Source organism: Pseudomonas pseudonitroreducens, from assembly GCF_021603645.1.
GTDB classification, from domain to species: Bacteria; Pseudomonadota; Gammaproteobacteria; order Pseudomonadales; family Pseudomonadaceae; genus Pseudomonas; species Pseudomonas pseudonitroreducens.
Genome location: NZ_BQHJ01000005.1, coordinates 426,230 through 448,054, shown reverse-complemented (window position 1 = coordinate 448,054; position 21,825 = coordinate 426,230). Strand labels below are relative to the sequence as shown.

Annotated in this window: 10 protein-coding genes and 1 pseudogene; 4 read left to right on the top strand and 7 right to left on the bottom strand. The window is 68.1% G+C overall.

The genetic code is table 11. The features are described 5' to 3' along the window. Window positions 1-4 precede the first annotated feature (4 nt). From L6D89_RS15030 to L6D89_RS15015, 4 genes are all read right to left on the bottom strand, one after another. Window positions 5-12,793 (bottom strand): non-ribosomal peptide synthase/polyketide synthase, encoded by a 12,789-nt coding sequence (locus L6D89_RS15030; RefSeq protein ID WP_236200302.1) that lies wholly within the window; start codon window positions 12,791-12,793, stop codon window positions 5-7. A gap of 223 nt (window positions 12,794-13,016) precedes the next feature. Next, on the bottom strand, window positions 13,017-13,997 hold the full coding sequence (locus tag L6D89_RS15025; protein ID WP_236200301.1) for a TauD/TfdA family dioxygenase: 981 nt from the start codon (window positions 13,995-13,997) through the stop codon (window positions 13,017-13,019). Between the two features lie 22 nt (window positions 13,998-14,019). Beyond that, entirely contained in the window at window positions 14,020-14,742 is a 723-nt protein-coding gene (locus tag L6D89_RS15020; protein ID WP_236200300.1) for a thioesterase II family protein, read from the bottom strand. A 3-nt stretch (window positions 14,743-14,745) separates the two neighbouring features. Further along, window positions 14,746-14,964 (bottom strand): MbtH family protein, encoded by a 219-nt coding sequence (locus L6D89_RS15015; RefSeq protein ID WP_236173344.1) that lies wholly within the window; start codon window positions 14,962-14,964, stop codon window positions 14,746-14,748. Window positions 14,965-15,311: 347 nt separating this feature from the next. Between L6D89_RS15015 and L6D89_RS15010 the strand changes: the two genes are divergently transcribed. Then, entirely contained in the window at window positions 15,312-15,848 is a 537-nt protein-coding gene (locus L6D89_RS15010) for an RNA polymerase factor sigma-70 (RefSeq protein WP_236173345.1), read from the top strand. Window positions 15,849-15,970: 122 nt separating this feature from the next. On the opposite strand, the gene L6D89_RS15005 is transcribed toward L6D89_RS15010, so the two are convergent. Beyond that, window positions 15,971-16,768 carry an AraC family transcriptional regulator gene (locus L6D89_RS15005; protein ID WP_236200299.1) on the bottom strand — a complete coding sequence of 266 codons (798 nt, stop codon included), beginning with the start codon at window positions 16,766-16,768 and terminating at the stop codon, window positions 15,971-15,973. A 278-nt stretch (window positions 16,769-17,046) separates the two neighbouring features. On the opposite strand from L6D89_RS15005, the pseudogene L6D89_RS15000 reads away from it, so the two are divergent. Continuing rightward, window positions 17,047-17,907: pseudogene (locus L6D89_RS15000) on the top strand (DMT family transporter); the annotation flags it as partial. 159 nt (window positions 17,908-18,066) lie between these two features. Here L6D89_RS15000 and L6D89_RS14995 read toward each other — a convergent pair. Continuing rightward, entirely contained in the window at window positions 18,067-19,125 is a 1,059-nt protein-coding gene (locus tag L6D89_RS14995; protein WP_236200297.1) for an NAD(P)H-dependent flavin oxidoreductase, read from the bottom strand. 114 nt (window positions 19,126-19,239) lie between these two features. Between L6D89_RS14995 and L6D89_RS14990 the strand changes: the two genes are divergently transcribed. Both L6D89_RS14990 and L6D89_RS14985 read left to right on the top strand, forming a co-directional pair. Further along, a complete protein-coding gene (locus L6D89_RS14990; RefSeq protein WP_236200296.1) occupies window positions 19,240-20,112 on the top strand; it encodes a LysR substrate-binding domain-containing protein in 873 nt (290 codons plus the stop codon). Next, window positions 20,109-21,263, top strand: a complete 1,155-nt coding sequence (locus L6D89_RS14985) for a YbfB/YjiJ family MFS transporter (protein ID WP_236200295.1) — start codon at window positions 20,109-20,111, stop codon at window positions 21,261-21,263. The genes L6D89_RS14990 and L6D89_RS14985 overlap by 4 nt, the downstream gene beginning before the upstream one ends. A gap of 87 nt (window positions 21,264-21,350) precedes the next feature. Here the strand turns inward: L6D89_RS14985 and L6D89_RS14980 are convergent, their stop codons facing one another. Then, window positions 21,351-21,791: a carboxymuconolactone decarboxylase family protein gene (locus tag L6D89_RS14980; RefSeq protein WP_236173351.1), complete on the bottom strand. Its 441-nt coding sequence runs from the start codon at window positions 21,789-21,791 to the stop codon at window positions 21,351-21,353. Between the last annotated feature and the right edge of the window lie 34 nt (window positions 21,792-21,825).

Here is a 21,825-nt window from a genome sequence, read left to right as displayed (position 1 = left end):
CTCATCAGAGATTCTCCAGCTCGCCGAGCAGTTCATCCATCAGGTCCAGTTCCTCTTCTGCGCAGGCGGAGCCTGCCCGCTGGCTTTCGATCCAGGCGGCCAGCGATTCGATGTTGCTCAGCTCGAACAAGCGGTGCAGCGGCAATTCCAGGCCCAGGCGCTGACGCAGGGTGAGGCCGACCTGGGTGAGCAGCAGCGAATGCCCGCCCAGTTCGAAGAAGTCGTCGTGCAGGCCAACGCGATCCACCTGCAGCACGTGCTGCCAGATGCCGGCCAGCTCCACTTCCAGATCGCTGCGCGGCGCCACGTACTCACGCTGGCTATCGCCCAGCTGCGGGTCCGGCAGGGCCTTGCGGTCCAGCTTGCCGTTGGGCGACAGCGGCATGGCGTCGAGGACGATGATCCGCGACGGCACCATGTAGTCCGGGAGTTCGCCTTGCAGCGCCTGGCGCAGCGCCTCGGGCTTGGCGCTGGCAACCACATAGGCCAGCAGCACGCCGTCCTTCGCCACCACCACGGCCTCGCTGACTTCCGGCTGCGCTTGCAGGCGCGCCTCGATCTCGCCCAGCTCGATGCGCAGGCCGCGAATCTTCACCTGGTGGTCGAGACGGCCGAGGTATTCGATGGCGCCATCCTCGCGCTGGCGAGCCAGGTCGCCGGTGCGATACAGGCGCTCGCCCTGCCCGTGTGGATCGGCGACGAAGCGCTCGGCGGTCAGGCCGGGGCGTGCGTGGTAACCGCGCGCCAGGCCCACGCCGCCGATGTACAGCTCGCCGGCGACGCCTTGCGGAACAGGCTCCAGGCGCTCGTCCAGCAGCACCAGGCGCAGGTTGTCGATGGACCGACCGATGGGCACGACCTGCCGCGCGTTGTCCTCGTCGCAGGCCCAGAAGCTGACGTCGATCGCCGCCTCCGTCGGGCCGTAGAGGTTGTGCAACTTCGCGCTGCTGCGCTGGCGGAATTGCTGTTGCAGTTCATAGGGCAGCGCTTCGCCGGAGCACATCACCTGCAGCAGCGAGGTGCAGCGCTCCAGTTCGCCGGAAGCGACGAAGGCCTGCAGCATCGACGGCACGAAGTGCAGCGTGGTGACCTGACCGGCTTCGATCACCTGGCGCAGTGCCGCCGGATCGCGGTGCGCACCGGGCGCGGCGACCACCAGGGCAGCGCCGGTCATGAGCGGCCAGAAGAACTCCCACACCGACACGTCGAAGCTGAACGGAGTCTTCTGCAACACGCGGTCGGAGGCGTCCAGCGCATAGGCCTTCTGCATCCAGTGCAAGCGGTTGACCAGCGCGCGGTGGCTGTTGCCAGCGCCCTTGGGCTTGCCGGTGGAGCCGGAGGTATAGATCAGGTACGCGAGGTTCTGCGGGCTGCCTTGGATGACAGGATTCTGCGCGGAAGCCGTGGCGATTTCGCCCCACTGGCTGTCCAGGCACAGGGTTTTCGCAGTGTTCTGCGGCAGGCGTTGCAGCAGATGTTGCTGGGTCAGCAGCAGATTGACGCCGCTGTCGGCCAGCATGTGCTGCAGGCGATCCTGCGGGTAGTCCGGGTCCATCGGCACATAGGCGCCGCCGGCCTTGACGATACCCAGCAGGGCCACCACCAGCTCCAGCGAACGCTCGGCGCAGACGCCGACCAGCACATCCGGGCCGACACCCGCGCAGCGCAGCCAGTGCGCAATCTGGTTGGCGCGGGCGTTGAGCTGCGCGTAGCTCAGGCGCTGCTCGCCGAATTGCAGGGCCAGCGCGTCCGGAGTCGCCGCAACCTGGCGCTCGATCAGTTCCTGCAATTGAGTGTCTGCCGGGAAAGCGGCCTCGGTGGCGTTGAAGCGTTGCAGCAGTTCGTTGCGCTCCGCGTCGGCCAATTGGCTGAGGCGACCCAGCGGGCGCTCGGCGTCTTCCACCAGAGCCAGCAGCAGACGCTCGAAATGGCCGCGTAGCCGTTCGATCTGGCTCGCGCTGAAGCGGTCGGCGCGGTAGGTGTAGCGCACGTCCAGCTGCTCGCCGGCACTGGCCACCAGGGCCAGGGCGTAGTTGGTGCCGTCTACCGGACGATGGCCGAGGATGCGCAGTTCATCGTCCGCGGACGACGACAGCGCCGCGTCCATGGGGAAGTTCTCGAACACGATGAGGCTGTCGAACAGCGCCTGGCCACCACGGCCGGCCCAGCGCTGGATGTCGTACAGCGGCGTGTGCTCGAACTCGCGCACGTCGAGGTTGAAGGCCTGCAGCTCACGCAGCCATTCGCCGGCGCGCTGGGCGTCGTCCGGGGTCTGCAGGATTGGCAGTGTGTTGATGAACAGGCCGAGGCTTTCCTCCGCCCCCGGCAGGCTCGCCGGGCGGCCGGCGACGGTCGCGCCGAAAGTCACGCTGCGCTGGCCGCAGTAGCGTTGCAGCAGCAGCGCCCAGGCGCCCTGCACCAGGGTGTTGAGGGTGATGCGCTGGGTCTGGGCGAAGCGTTGCAGCGGCGCCGTGTCGAGACGGCTGTGCAGCTCGCGCAGCGGTTCCTCGCGGAAGCTGGCGTTGCAGGCGGTGGCCAGCAGGGTCGGCTCGTCGAAGCCTTTCAGGCGCTCGCGCCAGAAGGTTTCGCCGACGGCGCCGTCCTGGGCACGCAGCCAGCCGATGTAGTCGCCGTACTGCGCGGCGGGCGTCGGCAGCGACTCGCCACGGTACAGGGCGAGCACTTCACCGATCAGCCGCGCGCTGCTCCAGCCGTCCAGCAGCAGGTGGTGGCAGGTCCAGATCAGGTGGTAGCGACGTTCGCCAAGGCGCAGCAACGCCAGACGTTGCAGCGGCGGCTGGGCCAGGTCGAAGCCCAGGTTGCGCTGGGCCTCAGCGACACTGTCCAGTTGCTGCTCGCTGACCTGCTGGTCGCGCCAGTCGAAGGACTGCGCCGGCAACTGCACCTCACGCAGGACGAACTGCAACGGCGCCGAATCCGCACTGGCGAGGAAGCCCGCGCGCAGGTTGGCGTGGCGCGCGACGACCGCGCGCCAGGCGTCGAGGAAGCGGGCTTCATCGAGACCGTCCAGGTCGACGCGCAGCTGGTTGACGTAGAGCGAGGAGCCCGGCACGTCGAGGGCGTGGAACAGCATGCCTTGCTGCATCGGCGACAGCGGATAGAGGTCTTCCACGCCGGCCGGCAGCGGCAAGGCGTCGAGCTGGGCCTGACTCAGATCGGCCAGCGGCAGCTCGGCGGCTTCCAGCTTGCGTGGCGTGGTCATGCAGTAAGCCACCAGCGCCTGCAATTCGGCGCGCAGCAGCGCTTGCAGCTCATCGATGACGGCAGCGTCGAACATCGCGCTGCTGTAGGTGACTTCCAGGCTCAGCTCGCCACCCAGCACACGGCCGGCGTAGACCAGCGCATTGCCCAGCGCGGCATTCAGCGGCTGGCTGCGGCCCACGCCTTCAAAGGCCGGCAGGAAGTCGGCGTCGGCGAAGGCCTGATCGAGCTGGCCGAGGTAGTTGAAGGTCACCTGCGGCGTGGGCAGCTCGCGCAGGCTGGCGGCGTGCTGGCTGAGGTAGCGCAGTTGGCCGTAGCCCATGCCGGCGCGCGGCAGGTTGCGCAGGTGCTCGCGGGTGGCGCGCAGGTCGTCACCCGGCTCGCCGCCGGCATGCAGGCGGACTGGATACAGCGCGGTGAACCAGCCCACGGAGCGGCTCAGGTCCAACGCTGCCTGGTTGTCGAAGGCATCGCGGCCGTGGCCTTCCATTTCCACCAGCGCGGAAGATTCGCCGGTCCAGGCGCACAGCGCGCGGGCCAGGGCGGTCAGCAGCAGGTCGTTGATCTGCAGGCGTTGCGCTTTCAGCACCGGGCCGAGCAGTTGGCGGGTGGTTTCGGCGTCGAGGCTGAAGCGCGCATTGGCGGCTTCTTTCCAGGTGCCCGGAGCGTCGGTGCGGGCACGCTCGAGCGACGGCGCACCGCGCAGTTCGCCTTGCCAGTAAGCCAGCTCGGCGGCAACTTCGGTGCTGTTGGTGGCTGCCTGCTGGCGGGCGCTCCAGACCTGGTAGCTGTCGCTGCGCGGTAGCGCTGCGGGTGTGCGCCCGGCGCGCAGTTCGCGGTAGGCGTATTGCAGGTCTTCCAGCAGGATGCGCCAGGACACGCCGTCCACCGCCAAATGGTGGATGACCAGCAGCAGACGTTCGCCGCCGCTTTCCAGCGTGACGTGCATGGCACGCAGCAGCGGGCCGTTGGCGATATCCAGGCTGGCCTGGGCGTCGTCGCACAGGCGCTCCAGGGTGCGGGCATCGGCAGCGCGGCGGCGCCACAGGAGGGTCATGTCCAGCGCCCCCTGTTCAGCGTAACGCTGGCGGCTGCCGTCGAAGCGCAGGCGCAGGGCGTCGTGCTGGCCGACCAACCAGTGCAGCGCGCGGGCCAGTGTGTCGCCGTCCAGCGCTTCGCGCGGTTGCAGCAGCAGCGCCTGGTTCCAGTGGTGGCGCTGGGCGCCCGGTACACGCTCGAAGAAGCGCGCCTGCACCGGCGACAGCGCCACTTCGCCACTGACGGTCACGACCGGCGCGGGTGCCGCGGCGGCAGCCGGCGCACGGCTCTCCAGCCACTGCGCGAGCTGGCGGACGCTCTGCCGCTCGAACAGCTGTTTCGGGCTGAGCTTGTAACCCAGCTTACGGATGCGCGCGATGATCTGCAGACTGAGGATGGAGTCGCCGCCCAGTTCGAAGAAGTTGTCCTCGGCACCGACCTGCTCGACTTTCAGCACGGCCTGCCAGATATCGGCAATGCGTTGTTCCAGCTCGCTCAGCGGCGCGCTGTCTCCGGCCTTGGCGACCGCTTCGGCGCGCGGCAGGGCCTTGCGATCCACCTTGCCGTTGGCGTTCAGCGGCAGGCGTTCCAGCAGGATCAGCTGGGCGGGCAGCAGGTATTCCGGGACTTCGCCGGCCAGGGCTTCGCGCAGCGCTTCCACGCTCTGGCCCTCGGCGACGGCCCAGGCCAGCAGCTTCATCGGGCCATCGCCTTCACGTTCGGCCAGCGCCACGGCATCGCGCACGCCCGGCAGGCGCTTGAGCGCCTGCGCCAGTTCGCCCGGCTCGACGCGGTAGCCGCGAATCTTCACCTGGTCGTCGACGCGGCCGAGGAACTCCACGTCGCCGCGACGGTTCAGGCGCACACGGTCGCCGCTGCGGTACAGGCGCTCCCCCTCGATCTCTACGAAGCGTTCGGCCGTCATTTCCGGCTGGCCGAGGTAGCCCAGCGCCAGGCCGGCGCCAGCGATGTACAGCTCGCCCGGCACGCCCGGCAGCAGGTCGCGGCCGTTCTCGTCGAGCACGCGGACGGCAGTGTTGGCCAACGGCGTGCCGATGGGCAGGCTCGCCGCCGGCAGGTCTTCGAGCAGCGACCATTCGTGGGTCAGCACGCCCACGGTGGACTCGCTGGGGCCGTAGTGATTGACGATGCGCAGCTTGGGTGCGAGCTCGCGCAGCGGCTGCAGCAGCGCGCGGTCGCAGGCTTCCCCGCCTACCACCAGCAGACGGCGCGGCAGCACGGCGGCAGCATTCGGTGCGGCCGCCAGCAGGCCGGCGAGATGGCTGGGGACGATCTTCAGCACGTCCACGTCCTGCATGAACGCGGCAAAGCGCTCGGCATCCGCCACCGCCTGGGCATCGGCCAGGTGCAGGCGACCACCGCCGCACAGCGCACCGAACAGCGTGGTGTGGCCAAGGTCGGCGGCCACCGAGGAGACCATCGCCATGCCCAGGCCGTGGGCGCGGCCCTGGTCCAGTTGCAGGCGCTCGAGCACGGCTTGCACGTAGTTGGCCAGCGCCGCGTGGCTGACGCGCACGCCCTTGGGCTGGCCGGTGGAACCGGAGGTGAAGATGACGTAGGCGGCCTGCTGCGGATCGATGTTCCGCGCGGGCGCGGCATCACCGCCCTGCTCCGGGCCACCGGCCGGGATCAGCATGGCGGCTTCGCCGAAGGTCTCCAGCAGCGCCGCGTCGCTGACCAGCACGCGGCCGATGGCGTTGTCCTGGAGCAACTGGCGCAGGCGCTCGGCTGGCTGCGCCGGGTCCAGCGGTACATAGGTGGCACCGGCCTTGAGCACGCCCAGCAGCAGGAGAATCCACTGCGCGCTGCGTTCCTGGCAGATGGCGACGCACGCGCCCTGCTCCACACCGCTGTCGATCAGCGCGTTGGCCAGGCGGCTGGTGCGCGCATCCAGTTCCGCATAGCTGTAACGGACGTTATCGTCCTGCACGGCGATGGCATCCGGTTGCGCGACGACTTGCGCAGCGAACAGGCCGAGCACGTCCTGCTGCGGCCACTGCCGCGCCTCGCCACGACGATGCGAAGCGATCGGGCGCGGCAGCTCGCCCAGAGCGCGCTGCGGTTCGGCACACAGCTGACGCAGCAGCGCTTCGAACTGGCCGGCGATGGCGGCGACGCTGTCCTCGTCGAACAGGTCGCGGGCATAGACGAAGCTGCCGCGCAGTTCATCGCCCGGCTGGCCGCTGGCGTCCAGCGCCTCGGCCATGTCCAGGGCGAGGTCGAAGCGCGCGCCGTACTGTTCCTCGCTGAACAGTTCCAGCTTCAACGCGCCGGCGTCGGGCAGGCGGCTGACGTCGAAGCCGAAGTTGAATTTCACCTGCACCAGCGGGTTGTAGGCCAGGCTGCGTTCGGGTTGCAGCGCCTCCACCAGCTGTTCGAACGGCAGGTCCTGACTGGCTTGCGCACCCAGTGCCAGCGGCTTGAGACGGGCCAGCAGCGCGGCGAAGGATTCGTCGTCCGCCAATGCGCACGGCATCACCTGGGTGTTGACGAAGAAGCCGATCAGGCCTTCGGTTTCCAGTTGCTGGCGGTTGGCGATGGGCACTGCAACACGCAGGTCGCGCTGGCCGCTGTAGCGCTGCATGAGCACGGCGTAGGCGCCGAGCAGCAGCATGAACAGGGTGACGTCCTGCTCGCGGGCCAGTTGCTTGAGGCGGCTACCCAGCCCGGCATCCAGGCTGAAGCCGAGGCTGCCGCCGCGGTAACTCTGCACGGCCGGACGCGGGCGGTCGGCGGCCAGTTCCAGGACAGGCGTGTCCTGGCTGAGTTGCTCGGTCCACCAGTTCAGCTGACGCTGGCCCTCCTCGCCCGCCAGCAGCTCGCGCTGCCACTGGGCGTAGTCGGCGTACTGCACCGGCAGCGGCGGTAGTTGCAGGTCTTCGCCAGCAGCGAAGGCGCCGTAGAGACGGCTGAACTCGTCCACCAGCACACGGATCGACCAGCCGTCGGAGACGATGTGGTGCATCGTCAGCAGCAGCACGTGGTCGGCGTCGGCCACTTCTTTTGGAGACAATCGCATGAGGGTCAGGCGCAGCAGCGGGCCGTTGCGCAGGTCGAACGGACGCTGTGCTTCTTCCTCGGCCAGTCGGCGCGCGGCGCTTTCACCGTCGACTTCGGTGGACAGATCGACCCGCGCCAGGTCCAGCGGCTGCGCCGGCCGGATGCGCTGGAAGGCCTGGCCGTCCACTTCGTCGAAGGTGGTGCGCAGGGTTTCGTGGCGCGCCACCAGGGCATCGAAGGCGCGGCGCAAGGCGTTTTCGTCCAGCTCACCGCGCAGACGCAGCGCGCCCGGCACGTTGTAGGCGGCGCTGGCCGGCTCCATCTGCCAGAAGAACCACAGGCGGCTCTGCGCGGCCGACAGCGGCAAGTCGCCGTCGCGGGCAACGGCGCGCAGCGGCGGGCGAGCAGAAGGATTAGCAGCGCCCAGACGGGCAGCGAATTCGTCCAGGCGACTGGCTTCGAACAGGTCGCGCAGCGGCACTTCGCAATGCAGGTCGAGACGCAGACGGGAGATCACCTGGGTTGCCAGCAGCGAGTGGCCGCCCAGCTCGAAGAAATCATCCTCGCGGCCGATGGCCGGCACGCCGAGCACTTCGGCCCAGACGGCGGCGACGCGGCTTTCCAGGCCGTCGCGCGGGGCTTCGGTTGTGCTGGCGGCGTCCTGTGGCTCGGGCAGCGCCTTGCGGTCGATCTTGCCGTTGGCGTTGAGCGGCATTTCGCCAAGCACGAGGATGCGCGACGGCACCATGTAGTCCGGCAGTTGCGCACGCAGCGCGGCTTTCAGGGTGTCTTCGGCGACGCTTTCAGTCGTCACGTAGCCCAGCAGGCGCTTGCCGCGCTCGCTGTCGCGGGCGATCACCGCTGCTTCGCGCACACCGGGCAACGCCCGCAGGCGGGCTTCGATCTCGCCCGGCTCGATGCGGAAGCCGCGGATCTTCACCTGCTGGTCGACACGCCCGAGGTAGTCCAGCGCACCGTCTTCACGCCAGCGCACGCGGTCGCCGCTGCGGTAAAGGCGCAGGCCGTCCGCGTAGGGGTCGGCGACGAAGCGCTCGGCGGTCATGCCGGCGCGCTGATGGTAGCCGCGCGCCAGACCGTGGCCGCCGATGTACAGCTCGCCGGCCACGCCGCGCGGCAGCGGTTGCAGGCGGTCGTCGAGGATATACAGGCTGCGTTCGCCGACCACTTCGCCGATGGGCGCATAAGCCGCGCCGCACGCGGTGCGCGCGTCGGCCTTCCAGAGCAGCGGGGTGACCACGGTTTCGGTGGGGCCGTAGCCATTGATCAGGTGTTCGGGTTTCAGCGCCTGGTGCGCCAGCTGGTAGGCCGCTTCCGGCACCGCGTCGCCGCCGAAGCAATAGATGCGCATGCTCGGTGCGTGGCCGTGGATCGTTGCTTGTTCCGCCAACTGTTGCAGGTAGGCCGGCGGGAAAGCAGCGACCGTCACAGCATGGCGGCGCAGTTGCTCCAGGGTCTGCTCGGCGGTCCACAGCGCGTCGTTGCGGATCAGCAGGCTGCCGCCGTGGGACAGCGCGGTGAGCCAGCGCTCATGGGCGCCGTCGAACGCGAAGGACATGAAGATCAGCTCGCGGTCGGCGTCGCTCATGGCGTAACGCTGGCCGATGGCGCGGCAGTGCGCGGCGATCTCGCCATGGGCGACGGCAACGCCTTTCGGCTGGCCGGTGGAGCCGGAGGTGTAGATCAGGTAGGCGAGGTTCTGCGGCTCGATGCGCAGCAGCGGGCGCACGGCCAGGGCATTGCCGAGGTCAGCCTCTTCCAGCAGCAGGCGCTCGACGCCGGCGGGCAGCGGCAGGCGCTCGGCCAGCGCGGCATTGGTCAGCAGCAGGTCGACGCCGGCGTCCTGCATCAGCCAGGCCAGGCGCTCCTCGGGGTAATCGACGTCCAGTGGCAGGTAGGCGCCGCCGGCTTTCATGACGGCCAGCAGGGCCAGCGGGATATCCACGCCGCGCGGCAGCGCCACCGCAACCCGGCGCTCCGCGCCGATGCCGCGCTGGATCAGGCGCTGCGCCAGGCGGTTGGAGCGGTCTTCCAGCTCGGCGAAGTTCACCTCGCGTTGCTCGTCGATCAGCGCGATTTTCGCCGGATGGCGGCGGGCCTGAGCGGCGATGGTCTCACTCAGCGCCTCGAAGGCTGGTAACTCGCCGGCCACGGCGATGCTCCAGTCGCTGGCGGGCAGCCAGTCGCGGGCGTCGAGGACGGCGTCGGCGTTCATTTGCGGCAGCGTGCGCAACAGCTCGAGGAAGTGCCCGACGAGGCGCTGCATGCCGGTTGCGGCGTAACGCTCGCGGGCATAGCAGAAGCTCAGACGCAGGGTCTGTTCGCCCTCACGAACGCGCAGCACCAGGTCGAACGGGGTTTCCAGGTCGAGCTGTTCCAGGGCTTCCACGGTCAGGCCCGGCAGGCCGTTGCCGGCGCGCGGCTGCCATTGGTGGTCGAAGGCAACCTGGCACAGCGGGTGGCGACCGTGGCCGCGCTCGGGTTGCAGCGCCTCCACCAGTTGCTCGAACGGCAGGCTCTGGTGCGCCTGGGCTTGCAGCAGGTCGTCGCGCAGCTGGCGGAGCACGCCGCGCAGGCTGGCGCCTTCGGGCAGCTCGCTGCGCAGCACCAGCAGGTTGACGAAGAAGCCGACCAGGCGCTCGCTGTCCAGCTGTTCACGGCCGGCCTGGGTCAGGCCGATGCGCAGGTCGTGCTGGCCGCTGTAGCGCTGCAGCAAAAGGTTGTAGGCGCTGAGCAGGAGCATCGGCAGGGTGGCGCCGTGGGCCTGGGCCAGAGCGCGCAATTGACGCGTCAGGTCGGCATCCACTGCGCATTCGATCAGCTCGGCGCTCTGGCCTTTTTCGCCGGTTGCGAAGGGCAATTCCAGCGGCGAATGCTGGTCGCCCAGACGCTCGCTCCACCAGTCCAGCAGACGCGCGCCTTCGCCCGCCTCCAGCCTGGCCTGCTCGGTGGCGGCGAGGTCGAGGTACTGGCGCGACAGCGCGGGCAATACCGGCTCGCGCTGTTCGACGATGGCGCGGTAGCACTCGGCGAACTCATCCAGCAGCAGGTTCAGCGACCAGCCGTCGGCGATGATGTGGTGCACGCAGAGCAACAGCGCCTGGCGGCCACCGCCGAGGTTCTGCAGGCGCAGGCGCAGCAGCGGGCCGGTGGCCAGGTCGAAGGGTTCGCCGGCAAAGGCCTGCGCATCTTCGCGGGCGGCGATGTCGCGGCGGGCGTTGCCCAGGGAGCTGAAGTCGCTCTCGGTCAATTCCACTTGCGTGTCTTTGGAGAGGCTCAGCGACACTGCGCCGTCCGACTGCTCGATGAAACGGCTGCGCAGGGTTTCGTGGCGGCCCAGCAGCACGGCAAAGGCCTGCTCCACCGCCGGGCGGCGCAGCTCGCCGCGCAGGTTCATGCGCCCGGCGATGTGGTAGACCGCGCTTTGCGGTTCCAGCTTCCAGAGGAACCACAGGCGGCGCTGGGCCGGCGACAGCGGCAGCAGGCCGTCACGCGGGAGCTGCGGCACAGCCTCGACCTGAATGGTCGGCAGGGCCGCCAGCGCGGCGACGAAGGCGCCCAGTTCCGGCGCTTCGAACAGCAGGCGCAGCTCAACCGCGCGACCAAGGCGCTCACGCAGGCGCGCCATGAGTTGGGTGGCCTTGATCGAGTTGCCGCCCAGGGCGAAGAAATTGTCATCGCGGCGAATCGCCGGCAGCTCCAGCACCTCGCTCCAGAGTGCGGCGATGGCTTGCTCTTCGGCAGTCAGTGCAGCAACCGGCCTGGCGCTGGCGCCATCGCTGATCGGCTCTCCGGCGCGCTGGATGGCGTAGGCCTGCAGGCTGCCATCGAGCAGTTGGGCGCGGCACGCCGACCGCTGCAGCTTGCCGCTGGAAGTCTTGGGCAGCGCACCCGGCTCCAGCAGCGCCACCACCAGCGGCGCCTCCTGGAAGGTCTCGGCCACGGCGGCGGAGATGGCTTTCGCCAGCGCCTCGGCGGAGATCAGCTTGCGCACGCTACGCCCGACTTCGGCGGCGATGCCGATGCCATCGCGGCCCTGGTGTTCGATGGCGAAGGCGGAGACGCGGCCCTTGCGTACCAGGTCCACCTCTTCTTCCACACAGCGTTCCAGGTCCTGCGGGTAGAGGTTCTGTCCACGGACGATGAGCATGTCCTTGAGCCGGCCAGTAACGAAGAGTTCGTCGTTGTGCAGGAAGCCCAGGTCGCCGGTGCGCAGCCAGGTGCGGCCGTCCTTCTCGACGAAGGTGCTTGCGCTGGCCAACGGGTTGCGCCAGTAGCCCAGCGCGACGCTGGGGCCACTGCTCCAGATCTCGCCGACGCGGTCCGGGCCGAGGGTTTCGCCGCTCTGCGGGTCGACCAGTTGCACGTCGTGGTCCGGCTGGGTGCGGCCGCAGTTGATCAGCGAAGTACCGCGCCCCGGGCGGGCGATGTTTTCGCCCAGGGCGTTGAGGTCCACTTCCAGTTGGCCGATGCCCTCACCGCGCACGCCGCCGGTGACGAACAGGGTGGCTTCGGCGAGGCCGTAGCAGGCGTAGAAGGACGCGGCGTCGAACTGCGCCGGGGCGAACCAGGCGGCGAAGCGCTCCAGGGTGTCCGGGCGGATCGGCTCGGAGCCGGAGAAGGCCACGCGCCATTTGCTCAGGTCCAGGCCTTCCAGAGCGGCCTCGTTGACCCGCTCGCAGCACAGCCGGTAGGCGAAGTCCGGGCCACCGCTGACGGTGCCGCCGAAGCGGGCGATGGCTTCCAGCCAGCGGCGCGGGCGTTCGAGGAAGTAGCGCGGCGACATCAGCACGCATTCGATGCCGCTGTAGATCGGTTGCAGCAGCCCGCCGATCAGGCCCATGTCGTGGAACAGCGGCAGCCAGCTGACGATCACGTCGTCATCGCCGATGCCGAAACCGTGGCGGATCAGCCGTTCGTTGGCGACCAGGTTGCCGTGGCTGACCTGCACGCCCTTGGGTGTCGAGGTGGAGCCGGAGGTGTACTGCAGGAAGGCAATGTCGTCGTCGGCCAGTTCCGGCATCTGCCATTCGATGGCCAACGCCGGATCGGCCTGGTCCACCGCCAGCAGCAACGGGCTCTCGCCGTTCTCGCGCACGCAGGCCGGGCGCAGGGCCTCGATCAGCGTCGAATCGGTGAGCACCAGGCTGGGTTCCGCGTCATCGAGGATCGAGCGCAGGCGCGCCAGATGCTGCGGGCGCACCGATTCCGGCGGATAGGCCGGCACGGCGATGATGCCCGAGTAGAGGCAGGCGAAGAACGCCGTGACGTAGTCCGGGCCGCTGGGCAGCAGGAGGACGGCACGGTCGCCCTGCTGGCCATGGCGCAGCATCCAGGCGGCCATGGCACGGGCGCGCTCGTCCAGCTCGCGGAAGCTGATGGGCTGTTCGACATTCTCGGCGATGAATCGCAGGGCGGTCTTGCGCGGCATTTCGCAGGCGCGTTGCAGCAGGGCCTCGACCAGGTTTCCGGCGGCTTCGTAACGGTCGTTCATGACATCACCTGTTCTGGCGGCGAGTGCGTGGGCGCTCGCCGGAGGAAATTCTTGATTCGCTGTTCTTTCGGAGCACCGCCATCAACGCTCGCTCCGATCGGTCCCCTCTCCCCCTGGGAGAGGGTTAGGGTGAGGGTGCTACCGGCGACTTCGGTGCCCGGCCATTTCCCTCACCCCCGCCCTCTCCCAGAGGGAGAGGGAGTTGTCCGTGCAAGCCGACACGTCAGGCGTCCGCCCCGTGCCCCTCGGCCATCGCCACCACCACCTTGCGCGGCCCGGAGAACGGCGAGCGCGCATGCGCCGCCAGCATGTTGTCGAGCATCAGCACGTCGCCGCTGTACCAGGGGAAGCTCACCTTGGCCTCCTCCAGCACGCCGCGGATTTCGTCGAGTACGGACGGCTCGATGGGGCTGCCGTCGCCGTAGTAGACGTTGCGCGGCAGGTCTTCCTCGTCGACGATTTCCAGCAGGCTCTCGCGCACTTCCGGCGGCAGGTTGGAGACGTGGAACAGGTGCGCCTGGTTGAACCACACCCAGTCGCGGGTCACCGGGTGCTGCGCGACGGCCTGGCAGACCTGGCGGGTGCGCAGCTCGCCGTCTTCCTTCCATTCCCAGCCGATCCTGTGGGCCCTGCAATAGGCCTCGACCACGGCTGGGTCGTCGCTGTTGAACACCTGCTCCCAGGCCACGTCCAGGCCGTTGCCGAAGTTGCGCGTGTACATCAGCCCGCGCTCGCTGAAGCGGCGGCGGATGCCTTCGTCAACCCGGCGGTAGATTTCGCGGCTGTCGGCGATGGGGGTCTCGCCGCCGCTCTGCGCGGCCTGCACGCAATAGAACCAGATCTTCAGCGGCCACTCGCGGGTGTAGGCCTGCTCGTTGTGCAGCGGGATGTGCTGGTGCGGCGGGTATTCGGTGGAGGTGTACACGCCGCTGGTGACGTTGCTGCGTGGCGTGGAACCGAATTCGTAGTTGAGCAGCGGGTGACCGAAGCCGGCGGCGAATTCACGGAAGCGCTCCGCCGCGCCGACCTGGAAACCACGGAAGAGAATGCCGGCGCACACCGGCAGGCGCTCTTCAACCAGCGGGCGCAGTTCGGCGAGGGCATCGAGCAGGTCGATACCCTCGCCGCGTGCCTGCACCAGCAACGGCAGGCCGCCGCGCGCTTCAGCCAGGGGAGCGATATCGAACAGAGTGGAGGTAGGCATCGGGGGTCTCCGCTTGAATCGATCAGGCCAGCGCTGCGCTGGTCGACTGGCCAGGCAGGCGCAGCCGGCCGAGCATCAGCTCGAGCAGGCGCGCCTCGTCGGTGTTGATGAAGAAGTGCCCGCCTTCGAGCATCTCCAGGGAGAAACCGGCGCAGGTCTCGTCCTGCCAGGCCGACAGCGACTCGACCGAAAGCCGGTCGCCCTTGCCACCGAACACATGGATCGGACAGGTCAGCTGCGGGTGCCGGCGGTAGTCGTAGAGACCACAAAGGAGGAAATCGGCGCGCATCACCGGCAGGGTCAGGGCGAGCATTTCGGCATCGGCAAAAACGGCGGAGGCGGTCCCGCCCAGGCGGCGCATGCGTTCGATCAGTTGCGCGTCGCTCTGCTCCTGCGCCAGTTCACGATGGCTGTCGCGGCGTGACGGCGCGGAGGCTGCCGAGGCGAACAGCGCCTGCGGCAGCGGCAGGCCGCGCTCGCGCAGGGCGTGGACCAGCTCGAAGGCCAGCAGGCCGCCGAGGCTGTGGCCGAAGACGGCGTAAGGCTGATCCAGCCGGGCGGCGATCTCATCGGCCAGTTGGCTGGCCAGCGCGCGCAGGTCGGTCTGCAGGGGTTCGGCGAAGCGCCGGCCACGACCGGGCAGCTCCACCGGGCAGACCTCGAGCCAGGCCGGCAGCTGGCGCTTCCAGCGGACGTAGAGCATGGCGCTGGCGCCGGAGTATGGCAGGCAGAAAAGGCGCAGCACGGATCAGTGCCCCGCTGCCTGGCCGTCCATCTTCTGGCGCAGGCTCAGCGGGCGCATGTCGGTCCAGTTCGCCTCGACGTAGGCCAGGCAATCGGCCTTGCTGCCGCGCGGACCGACTTCGCGCCAGCCGGCCGGGACTTCCTTGTAGTCCGGCCACAGCGAGTACTGCTCTTCGCCATTGACCAGCACCTTGTAAACCGCATCTTCGCGATCGAAAGCCATCGCTCTTCTCCTTCAGCTGTATGGAATGCCGGCCACCGGCCACTACCGATGTTTTCCAGCTCTGCCATGAAGACGAGGGAGGCGATGAAATAGTTAGTGTTCTCGGATGCGATTAATTCTCATAAGATATGCACCGGCGAAATTTCCTGGCTTGTCCTTCACCTGTAAGTCGAGAGTTCTGACGAATGGATGCGAACGAAAAATCTTCACACTCGTGTGGGAACCCTGTTCCAGAGCGAGTGTCGGACTCTTCCGAATAAATTGATAATAATTATCATTTGATCTAGATTGACCGCCTCAACCCATGTGGACGTCCCCGCCTCCGCCGCCGCATAGGAACACCTTGCATGTCCAAGCCAATGCCCGCCGAGTCGCGCCCTGCTCTGCACGAGCTGTTCGCTACCCACCGGCAGACTTTCATCAATGCGGCCGCACGCATCCTCGGCTGCCGCAGCCATGCCGAAGACGTGGTGCACGATGCGTACATCAAGCTCAATGCGAGTGACCTCACTCCCGGCATCCAGTCGCAGAGCGGCTACCTGATGCGTGTGGTGCGCAACCTGGCCATCGACCTGTATCGCCGCCAGGCGCTGGAGAAGCGCTACTCGGGTAGCGAGGAAGAAGGCATGCACATCGCCACGCCGTCCGCGTCACCGGAGATCGAGCACGAGGACCGGCAGACCCTGGAAGCCATCTCCAGCGCCCTGCAGACGCTACCCGAGCGCACCCGCTATGCCTTCGAGATGTACCGCCTGCACGGCCGCACGCAGAAGGAAATCGCCGAGGAACTGGGCGTGTCCCCGACCCTGGTGAACTTCATGGTGCGCGATGCACTGATCCACTGCCGCAAGACCCTGAAGAGCCTGGAAGACGGCAAGCGCTGAGGGCCTGTCCACGATCTGCGGCCCAGGCGGCGTTGCAGGCCGCTGGAGCATGCTCCTTCAGAGCGCCTGGACTGCGCTTTTAGCCGATCCCAGCTGGCCCGTGCCGCGCGAGGCGGGAATCTTCAGCCCTGCGCCAGGGCGCGGAAGGTCGAGCGGTACTGCTCCGGCGTCGTGCCGGAGAGCCGCCGGAACATCGCGATGAACGCCGACGGGCTGCTGTAGCCCAGGTTGAAGGCGATCTGCTGCACCCCTTCCCCCGAGGCCAGCGCCTCGATGGCTGCAAGAAACCGCAGGCGCTGGCGCCATTCGCCGAACGACATCCCCAGTTCCCGCTGGCAGGCCCGCGCCAGGGTGCGCTCGGTGCTGTGCACGCGCTCGGCCCATTGCGCCAGGGTGCGGTTGTCACCCGGCGCGGCCTGCAGCGCGCTCAGCACTTCCCCCAGCGCCCCGCTATTGGCGTAAGGCAGGTAATCGTCGTGGGGCTGGGCGGCCTTGAGCTGATCGATCACGACCTGCGCCAGGCGCAGGTCGGCGGGGGTTTGCGGCAGCTTCACGCGGCGTGTGGCGAAGTCCGAAAGAATGGCCTTGAGGATATCGCTGATCGCCAATGTACAAGGCGCGGCCGGCAGCTCCCGCGCCAGTTCGGCGGACACGTACAGCGAGCGATAGACGATGGCCTGGCGGTTGTAGCAGCTGTGCTCGAGCCCTGGCGGAACCCACACGGCGTACTGCGGCGGCGAGAGGAAGCGCTGGCCATCGACCTCCAGCTCCATCACCCCGTGTGACGCATAGTTGAGCTGGCCCCAGGCGTGGCGGTGGCTGGGCGAATGGGTGCCGGCGTCGAATTCGTCGTAGCGAAAGTACAGATCGGCTGGCAGCCGGTCGATGTCGGGCAGCGGGAGAGGCAGTACGCGGGTCATGTCCGAATGCCGGGGTGGATTGTCCGGTATTCATTATACGTCTGGATTTGGACGAGGAGAAAATGGCTGCCATCTGTGGAGCACCCTCTCCCCAGCCCTGGCTACGCGCCCCGCTCCAAAGGGAGAGCGGACTGTCCCGAGTGATCGGATGGCCATAGGCCCGCCGGCTGGCTCCGTAAAATAGCTGAGCGCGGAACGCCTCCCGCTCCCTTCAGGGAGAGGCTGGGGAGAGGGAGAGGCAACCCGTCCGACGTCACTTTGAGACCCGCAAGAATCCCATGAATTACCTGTTCCCCCTGCTGGCCGTGGTCATCTGGTCCGGCAACACCGTCGTCAACAAGCTCGCCGTCGGGCAGATCGCCCCGGCGGAAATCGGCTTCTTCCGCTGGCTGCTGGCCGGTGCGCTGCTGACGCCCTTCCTGCTGCGCGCCGCCCTCGCCCATTGGCCGGTGATCCGCGCCAACCTCGGCAAGATCATCACCCTCGGCCTGCTCGGCATGGCCGTCTACCAGTGCCTGGCCTACTACGCCGCGGCGCTCACCTCGGCGACCAACATGGGCATCATCCTGTCGTTGATGCCGCTGATGTCGCTCGCCCTGGCGTCGATCCTGCTGCGCCACAAGCTGAGCGTCGCCGCTCTGCTGGGTGCGTTGCTGTCGCTGGGTGGGGTGCTGCTGGTGATCACCCAAGGCAGCCCGCAGCAACTGATCAGCCATGGTGTGAACCTGGGCGACGGCATGATGATCGTCGCTACCCTCGCCTACGGCGTGTATGGCGTGCTGCTGAAGAAGTGGAACCTGCCCCTGCCGCCATTGCTGATGCTCTACCTGCAGGTACTGGTGGCCATCGTTGCACTGGCGCCGCTGTACATCGCCTCACCGCACCACGGCCTGACCAGCGCCAACCTGCCGCTGGTGCTGTATGCCGGGCTGCTGGCCTCCATCGTCGGCGCCCTGGCCTGGATGCAGGGCGTGCAGCGCATGGGGCCCAGCCGCATGGCGCTGTTCTTCAACCTGCTGCCGGTGCTGACCGCCGCTATCGCCGCCGTGGTGCTGGGCGAACGGCTGACCAGCTATCACCTGGTCGGTGGCGCCCTGACCCTGGGCGGTGTACTGCTGGCCGAACTCTGGCGCCCGCGGGAGAAGCCTGCCGCGGCGTCAGCGCCCGCTGATTCAGGCGCGCCATCCACCAATCACCTCAGCCCGAAGCGGGGCATCAGGCCCTTGTAGGAGCGAGCTTGCTCGCGAACGGAGCGCCTGGCGGCGCTGGCGTCAGGCGGTTCGCGAGCAAGCTCGCTCCTACAGGCTCGTGCCGGTGAGGAATTCGCGCATCAGGGTCGCCACCAGCTGCGCCGCCGGCATCTCCCGCGCCAGCGGCGCGCCCTGCCCGGCCCACTGCACGGCGAAGTCGCTGTTGCCTTTGGCGGTCGCCGCGGCGGTCAGCGCCTTGGCCGCGTCATAGGTGATCGGGTAGTCCGGCAGCGCCGGCGCATCGGCTCTGCCCACGTCGGTGAACAGCCGATTGACCATGCCCCGCGCAGCGCGGCCGGAAATCGCCGCCGTCACCGCGGTGCGCTCACCCCGCTCGCCTCGCAACGCTGCCTTGAAGGCGGCGTTGGCCGAGGATTCGTCCGCGGCGATAAATGCCGTGCCCATCTGCACGCCCTCGGCGCCCAGCTCGAACATGGCGCGCATGCCCTGCCCATCCATGATTCCACCCGCCGCGATTACCGGCAGGCCTGTGCCTTTGACCAGCGTGCGGACCAGCGCGAAGGTGCCGATACGCGCGTCCTTCTCCGGCTCGAACACGCCCCGGTGACCACCGGCCTCATAGCCTTGCGCGACGATCGCGTCGATGCCCGCCGCCTCGATGGCACGGCCCTCTTCCAGGCAGGTAGCGGTAGCCAGCAGGCGGATACCGGCGGCCTTCAGGCGATCGATCCAGCTCTGCGGCGGCAACCCGAAGTGGAAGCTGACCACCGCCGGGCGCGCTTCGATGAGGAACTCCAGCATGTCCGGATCGGCCAGGAAGCTGCGATAGATCTCGCTGATCTGCTGCGGTGGCTGCGCATCGAACTCGGCGAACAGCGGACGCAGGTGTTCCAGCCAGGCCGCTTCGCGCACCGCGTCGGCCACGGCCGGGCGGTGGCAGAACAGGTTGAGGTTGAGCGGCTTGTCGGTCAGCGCGCGGGTCTGCTCCAGCAGCGCGCGGGCCTGCGTCGCGCTGCTCGCGCCCAGGCCGATGGAGCCCAGGCCGCCGGCATTGGAAACCGCCGCGGCCAGCGCCGGGGTGGACACGCCCACCATGGGCGCCTGGATGATGGGGTGCTGGATGCCGAGCAGTTCGGTAATGCGCATGACGGGGTCCTCGTTTTCGGTGCCGGCGAAATCGCCGCCTGGCTTGCTGACGCTTGACACAACATCTCATAGAGAGATTATTCTTCGCAACATATTCTCTATTGAAGATTAATCATGGATCTCTCCAGCCTGGAAATCTTCCGTTGCGTCGCCGAAGAACAGAGCGTCACCCGCGCCGCGGCCCGCCTGCAGCGCGTGCAATCGAACGTCACCACGCGCATTCGCCAGCTCGAGGAAGACCTCGGCGCGGCGCTGTTCCTGCGCGATGGCAAGCGCATGACGCTGACCGACCAGGGCCGCGAGTTCCTCCGCTACGCCGAGCAATTGCTCGCCCTCGCCACCGAAGCCCGCCAGTCGCTGCACCCGAGCAGCGCCACCGGCAGCCTGCGCCTGGGCAGCATGGAAGCCGCCGCCGCCAGCCGGCTGCCGGAAATCCTGGCGCGCTTTCACCGGGCCTATCCCGACGTGGAGCTGCACATCACCACCGGCCACAGCCAGAAGCTGATCAATGAAGTACTGAACCGCCAGCTCGACTGCGCGCTGATCTCCCATCCGGACATCCTCCACGCCGAACCTGGTTTCGAATCGCTGCTGGAGCGCGGCCTGTGCGCCGAACCGGTGTTCCGCGAGGAGTTGCTGCTGGTGCTGCCGGGCGACCATCCACCGGTAACCCGGCCCGAGGATGTGCAGATCCGCACGCTGGTGGGCTTCGCCCGCGGCTGCACTTACCGCCAGTTGCTGGAGCGCTGGTTGCAGGGAGCGTCGCTCGTCGTGCAGGAGGTCGGTTCGTACCATGGCATCCTCGCCTGCGTTAACGCCGGGTCCTGCTTTGGCGTGCTGCCCCGTTCAGTGCTGGAGCTGCACCGGCATATGCCCGCCCTGCAGGTGGTGCCGCTGCTGGAAGTGGACACCCTGCTGATCTGGCGCGAAGGCTATGCCACCGGTGCCTTCCAACGCTGGCGGGAAGCCCTGGAGGCACGCCCGTGAGCCGCGCACGCCGCCTGCCCGCGGCGCTGTCGGCGGCACTGATCCTTGCCGTGGGCATGGGCTTTGGCCGATTTGCCTTTACCGGGCTCTACCCGCTGATGGTGCGCGACGGCGTGCTCAGCGTCACCGGCGGCTCGCTGGCGGCCTCGGCCAATTACGCCGGCTACCTGCTGGGTGCGCTGCTGCTGGCGCGCAGCCACGAACGACATGCTGCACGCATCTGCCTGATCGCCCTGGTCGGCACCTTGGCCGCCCTCGCCGCCATGGCCATTCCGGCAGCGGTCTGGTTTGCCGTGGGCGTGCGTCTGCTGGCCGGCGTGCTCACGGCCATGGTGCTGGTCAGCGCGGCGCAATGGCTATTGCAGAGCATGGGCGAAAGCCATGGCGCACCAATGATGTTCGCCGGCGTGGGCGTCGGCATCCTGGTCTCGGCGGAACTGATTGCCGCCGGCAACGCCTTCGGCCTGGGAAGCGCCGCGATCTGGTGCGTGCTGGCGCTGGCCGGGCTGGCTCTGTCGTTACTGGCCACCCCTGCGCTGGGTCGCGCAGCACCGCCAATGCCGCAACACATAACGAACGGTTCGGGGCAGGTGCCCGAGCTGTCCGCGCCGATCATCCTGCTGGTCTACGGCCTGGCCGGCTTCGGCTACATCATCACTGCCACCTACCTGCCATTGCTGATGAAGAGCGGCCTGGGCGCCATCGACCCGCTGCAGGTCTGGGCGGCGTTCGGCCTGGGCGCTGCGCCCTCGTGCTTCCTCTGGCACCGCCTGCACCTGAGGCTCGGTGGCCGCCGTGCACTGGCGCTGAACCTGCTGGTGCAGGCCGTCGGTGTGATGCTGCCGGCACTGGGCGAGTCCGCCGTCCTTTACCTGGGCAGCGCGGTGCTGGTGGGTGGCAGCTTCATGGGCACCGTGACTATCGCCATGCCGGCGGCCCGCGCGGTGGCCTCGCAGGTGCGCTTCAACATGCTGGCGGCGATGACCGCGCTGTATGGCGTTGGGCAGATCGCCGGGCCACTGGCCGCCAGTGCGCTGCGCGGGATGACCGGCAGTTTCATTCCAGCCCTGGGCGCCGCGGTCAGCGCTTTGCTGGTGGGCGCGCTGTGCTGCCTGCCATTGCGCCTGCCTCAAACAGCACGGGACGTGTAGGAGCGAGCTTGCTCGCGAACGGATTAACAGGCAGCCACGTTGCTGGGGTTGTTCGCGAGCAAGCTCGCTCCTACAAAAAGCTGCGGCTCAGGCGGGCGGCTGCTGGCGGAAGGAAACGCCCAGGCGGTTCCACACGTTGATCGCACCAATGGCCACGGTCAGGTCCACCAGTTCACGCTCGCTGAACTGTTCGCGGGCGATCTGGAAGACTTCCACGGGCACCTTGGATTCGGAGAGCAGTGTCACCGACTCGCACCACGCCAGCGCAGCACGCTCACGCGGGGTGAAGAACGGCGACTCGCGCCAGACGCTGACGGCGAACAGCCGCCGTTCGGTCTCTCCGCTGCGGCGCGCCTCCATGGCGTGCATGTCGGCGCAGAAGGCACAGTTGTTCACCTGGGAAACCCGCAGGCGCACCAGTTCCAGCAACGGTTTTTCAATGGACAGGTCGAAGATCGCGGCTTCCAGCGCCAGCACCGCCTTGAGCGCTTCAGGCGAGGCCGTGTAGTAATCCAGGCGAGGCTCCATGGCGACGCTCCCGTAAAAGGCTTCGCGCCATTGT

Bases quoted from the DNA above. Each gene is read 5' to 3' on its own strand.
- L6D89_RS15030 (WP_236200302.1), bottom strand. From the start codon at position 12,793: ATGAACGACCGTTACGAAGCCGCCGGAAACCTGGTCGAGGCCCTGCTG.
- L6D89_RS15025 (WP_236200301.1), bottom strand. From the start codon at position 13,997: ATGCCTACCTCCACTCTGTTCGATATCGCTCCCCTGGCTGAAGCGCGC.
- L6D89_RS15015 (WP_236173344.1), bottom strand. From the start codon at position 14,964: ATGGCTTTCGATCGCGAAGATGCGGTTTACAAGGTGCTGGTCAATGGC.
- L6D89_RS15010 (WP_236173345.1), top strand. From the start codon at position 15,312: ATGTCCAAGCCAATGCCCGCCGAGTCGCGCCCTGCTCTGCACGAGCTG.
- L6D89_RS15005 (WP_236200299.1), bottom strand. From the start codon at position 16,768: ATGACCCGCGTACTGCCTCTCCCGCTGCCCGACATCGACCGGCTGCCA.
- L6D89_RS14995 (WP_236200297.1), bottom strand. From the start codon at position 19,125: ATGCGCATTACCGAACTGCTCGGCATCCAGCACCCCATCATCCAGGCG.
- L6D89_RS14990 (WP_236200296.1), top strand. From the start codon at position 19,240: ATGGATCTCTCCAGCCTGGAAATCTTCCGTTGCGTCGCCGAAGAACAG.
- L6D89_RS14980 (WP_236173351.1), bottom strand. From the start codon at position 21,791: ATGGAGCCTCGCCTGGATTACTACACGGCCTCGCCTGAAGCGCTCAAG.